Raw genomic sequence first — 4,190 nt, forward strand, 5'->3', positions numbered from 1 at the left:
TACTACAACCGGACCCGAAGGCATTCGACACTAGGCTATTTGACACCACACGAATACGAGCTAGGATTCAGACACATCCGCGAACTCGCGGCATAAACTACGCCTCCATTTTTTCGGGAACACTCCAGCCCGGACAGGCGCCCCGCCGCCGTCGATCACCTCAAGCGCAAGTTGCGGGTGAGCGAACGGATGGCGTGCCGTCTGGTCGGGCTGAGCCGCTCCGCGTACCGGCGACCGCTCAAGGGCGACACGGTCACGGCCCCAGACCGGGCGCTCAGGGAGTGGCTGCGCGCCTGGGCGAAGGACCATCCCCGCTACGGGTACCGGCGGGCGTATCACGACGCCCGCGCCGAGGGGTGGGTGGTGAACCACAAGAAGAACCAACGCCTGTGGCGTGACGAAGGGCTCCGGGTCCCGCAGCGGCGTCGACGCAAGCGCGTCGGGTCCTCGACCGTCGACGCGCCGACGGCGGACGCGCCGAACGTGGTGTGGGCGGTGGACTTCCAGTTCGACGCCGACGAGCACGGACGATTGATCAAGATCTGCTCGATCGTCGACGAACACACCCGGGAGTGCATCGGCGGCCTCACCGAACGATCGATCACCGCCGACCGGCTCACCGCCCACCTCGAGGACCTCGTCGCCGCCCGGGGCGCCCCGGCGGTGCTCAGGTCGGACAACGGGCCGGAGTTCATCAGCGAGGCGATGGCCGACTGGGCCGGCACCCGCACAGGCCTGTCCTACATCCCTCCGGGCTCGCCGTGGCGCAACGGGTACGTCGAGTCGTTCAACAGCCGGATCCGCGACGAGTGCCTCAACATCAACAGCTTCTACTCGCTACTGCACGCGCAGGTCATCATCGGCGACTGGAAGGACGAGTACAACCACCACCGCCGGCACTCCTCGCTCGGCTACCTACCCCCAGCCGAGTACGCTCAGCAATGCACCCATCAAATCGAAACCGACGACTCACAGAGCGTCCGGACCGAATGAAGGGGGCGGCCCACGCGGACTCCAGTCACGACCTGTTTGCCACTCGAGGACGCCGACTCTGGGTATGCGAGTGAAGTCACGACCATCAGGCGGGATGTCGATTCCAGGGCGCCGCGCATGTCAGTGCTAGGTCTGATGTCGATCAACGGGGCCGGGTGAGTTGAGTCACGACAGCGTCATGCAGATACCGGCTGAGACTTGCGGCGCTGGTCGGGGCACGCTGCTAGCGGCTCCCATCGTCACCGGAAGTGAGTCTCATCTTCAGTTGCCCGGATACCGGCGGGTTCTTCATGCTCCTCAACGCTCAGCCCGCGCAGTCACCCACCCACCCTCGATTGGGAAGAGCCCTTAGACCGCCGAGTAGCTGCCCCTGCCCTCGAGCGCCGAGTAGAGGGTTTGGCGGCTCACGCCGAGGTCCTTGGCCACCCGCGCCTTGGGCACTCCGACCTCGATGCGCAACCGCGCGGCAGCGATCTCCTCAGCGGTGAGCCTTCGGGCCTTGCGGTACTTGCCTGCGGCCTTCGCGAGGGCTATCCCTTCGGCCTGACGCTCGCGGATGGCCTCGCGCTCGAGTTCGGCGAAGGCTGCGAAGACCGTCAGCATCGCGCGCCCTTCCTTGGTGGTCACGTTGAGCATGGGTGAGTCCAGGAACTCGATCGCCACGCCCTTGGCCGCGAGCTCGTCCACGATCCGCAGCAGGTCCCGAGTGTCACGGGCGAGCCGGTCGATCGACTTCACCCGGATGGTGTCCCCCGCCTGCGCGAACGCCATCAGCGTACGGAGCTTCTCGCGATCGGCGACATTCTTCCCAGAGACCTGCTCCTCGACCAGCACGTCGACGCCGGCGAGCGCTTCACGTTGGCGCTCCAGGTTCTGATCCTTCGAGCTAACTCGCGCATATCCGTACACCCGTCCACCCACGTCTAGACCTTCCGTCGCATTCGTCAAAGTGTCGCATGCGAGGCTTGGGTTTACGGTCAGGCTAGGAGCTGTTTCAGCCGTCCATGGAGTACACCCCGCTGGACACCGAACAGCTGCGCGTGGGAGGGGCCGGCAGCCTGTCTACCCACCCAGCAGGCACTCGCCACCCCCGTGGTTACCACTCTCGGAAATCTCAATCTCCTGCCGGCGGACGCCGCGGCGCCGGTCCGGGCTCGTGTCCCAGGGGGACTCGAAACCGAACGTCAGTGAGTCGCGAGTGGTCGTCGTCTCCTGTGCGTGACCACGTGCGCGCTCGACTGGACTGGCTCGGTCCCTTGGCTCAAAGGCAGACTGCGCTTATGGCGGACGACAGTGTGTGGGTGGCTCGTTTGGTGGCCGCGGCCAGGTCGGGCACCCAGCTGGATCTTGCCGGGGAAGGCTCAGCCAATCCGACTGAGGCCGACGAGTGGGATCCGGGTAGGACGATCCCAGCCGCTGCTGTCCGGGCCGCGCTACTGACCAAGGGTCTTGACCCTGACCCCCGAGGGCTGCGAATCCGGGGCGCCAACATCATCGGGGCTCTTGATCTAGAACACGCCACATTGCCCTGCACGCTCACCGTCACCGACTCGCGATTCAACGAGCCCGTCTTGATGAAAGGCCTAGCCTGCCGCCAGCTGGTCTTAACCGGCAGCCACACCCCCGGCCTCAACCTGGACGGGGCCACGATCACCGGCGACGTGTTCCTCACCGGCGGGTTCACCGCCACCGGCGCGGTGCGGGCGAACGGGGCCAACATCGCCGGCCAGCTGAACTTGCGAGGGGCCACCCTCACCAACCCCGACGGCAACGCCCTCAACCTGGACGGGGCCACGATCGCCGGCGGGATGTTCCTCGACGAGAAGTTCACCGCCACCGGTGGGGTGCGAGCGCTCGGGGCCAACATCGCCGGCCAGCTGTCCTTGCGGGGGGCCACCCTCACCAACCCCCACGGCTACGCCCTCAACCTGGACGGGGCCACGATCACCAGCGACCTGTTCCTCGACGAGAAGTTCACCGCCACCGGCGGCGTGCGGGCGCCCGGGGCCAACATCGGCGGCGTGCTGAACTTGAGGGGCGCCACCCTCACCAACCCCGACGGCGACGCCCTCAACCTGGACGGGGCCACGATCACCGGGGGGATGTTCCTCGACGAGGGGTTCACCGCCACCGGTCAGGTGACGATGAAGTTCGCCACCCTGAACGTGCTCGTCGGCAGTGACAAGCCCCCGGGTCAGCTGGTTGTGACGGGTTGGCGGCTGGGCGACATCCATGGCGGACTCAACGACCCCAAGACGATGACCAGCTGGCTGGACGCAGTGCCCGCAAAGGAGTTCGCGCTGCAACCATGGCATGAGGCGGCCGCTGTCTACGACCGACAGGGCCGCCCAACCGATGCCAAACGGCTGCGCGTCGCAGCCGCCCGGAGGGTGACAGCACGCAGCAAACTCCCGACCAAGCTGCTGAGAACCCTTTACGGCTGGTTCGCCGGCTACGGCTACTACCCACTGCTGGCTGGCGTCTGGCTGATCGCCGCAGCAATCATGGCCGGGACTCTCACCTTCTTCTTCGGGGCCACCCAGGCCCTAACCGGTGGCGCACCGCTCGATCCGGGGCTCTACGGGGCAGCCGTGGTGATCCCACCGGCTGCAGGAATCATCCCGTCCAGCTGGACCATTACCAGCCCCCTCTGGTTGGCCTGGACCCTGATCGCCCTCAAAGCCTTCGGCTGGCTACAAACCGCCATCCTGATCGCCGGCCTCACCGGGCTACTCAAGAAGAACTGAGAAGCACGCCCCGCGACCGTCACGATCTGAACAAGTCTGAAGCTTCGGTGCGCAGCAAGGTCGGTTGACGTCACCGGGTGAGCGCGAACCCCCTAGCGGCGCGTTCGGGCTAGCCCGTGCAAGGCGCGGGCCAACCCGCGCAGTCGGCGCACGTCATCGAACCCGTGGGGCGAAGGGACTGCTGCCCTCCGCTCCCTCGACCCCACCGAGGACGAGCGGGCCGCAGCCCGCACCACGATCCTCACCCGCCTAGCCACCACCGACCACTCACGGGAGGTCCGCGGCCTATTGGACACCTTGCGGCTGGTCACCGAGCCTTCAGATGGAGTGTTCCCGAAAAAATGGAGGCGTAGTTTATGCCGCGAGTTCGCGGATGTGTCTGAATCCTAGCTCGTATTCGTGTGGTGTCAAATAGCCTAGTGTCGAATGCCTTCGGGTCCGGTTGTAGTA

At 66.1% G+C, this 4,190-nt stretch carries 2 protein-coding genes and 1 pseudogene; 2 read left to right on the forward strand and 1 reads right to left on the reverse strand.

Annotated elements, in window-relative coordinates:
- Nucleotides 1–129: 129 nt before the first annotated feature.
- Nucleotides 130–993, forward strand: a pseudogene (locus H5397_RS17085) (IS3 family transposase); the annotation flags it as partial.
- Nucleotides 994–1,341: 348 nt separating this feature from the next.
- Here H5397_RS17085 and H5397_RS17090 read toward each other — a convergent pair.
- Nucleotides 1,342–1,914: a recombinase family protein gene (locus H5397_RS17090; protein ID WP_182818923.1), complete on the reverse strand. Its 573-nt coding sequence runs from the start codon at nucleotides 1,912–1,914 to the stop codon at nucleotides 1,342–1,344.
- 392 nt (nucleotides 1,915–2,306) lie between these two features.
- Here H5397_RS17090 and H5397_RS17095 point away from each other — a divergent pair, with 392 nt between their 5' ends.
- Nucleotides 2,307–3,740, forward strand: coding sequence for a pentapeptide repeat-containing protein (locus H5397_RS17095; protein WP_220492390.1), 1,434 nt, complete (start codon nucleotides 2,307–2,309; stop codon nucleotides 3,738–3,740).
- Nucleotides 3,741–4,190: the final 450 nt, after the last annotated feature.

This window comes from Propioniciclava sp. MC1683 (assembly GCF_014164675.1).
Taxonomy (GTDB): domain Bacteria; phylum Actinomycetota; class Actinomycetes; order Propionibacteriales; family Propionibacteriaceae; genus Propioniciclava.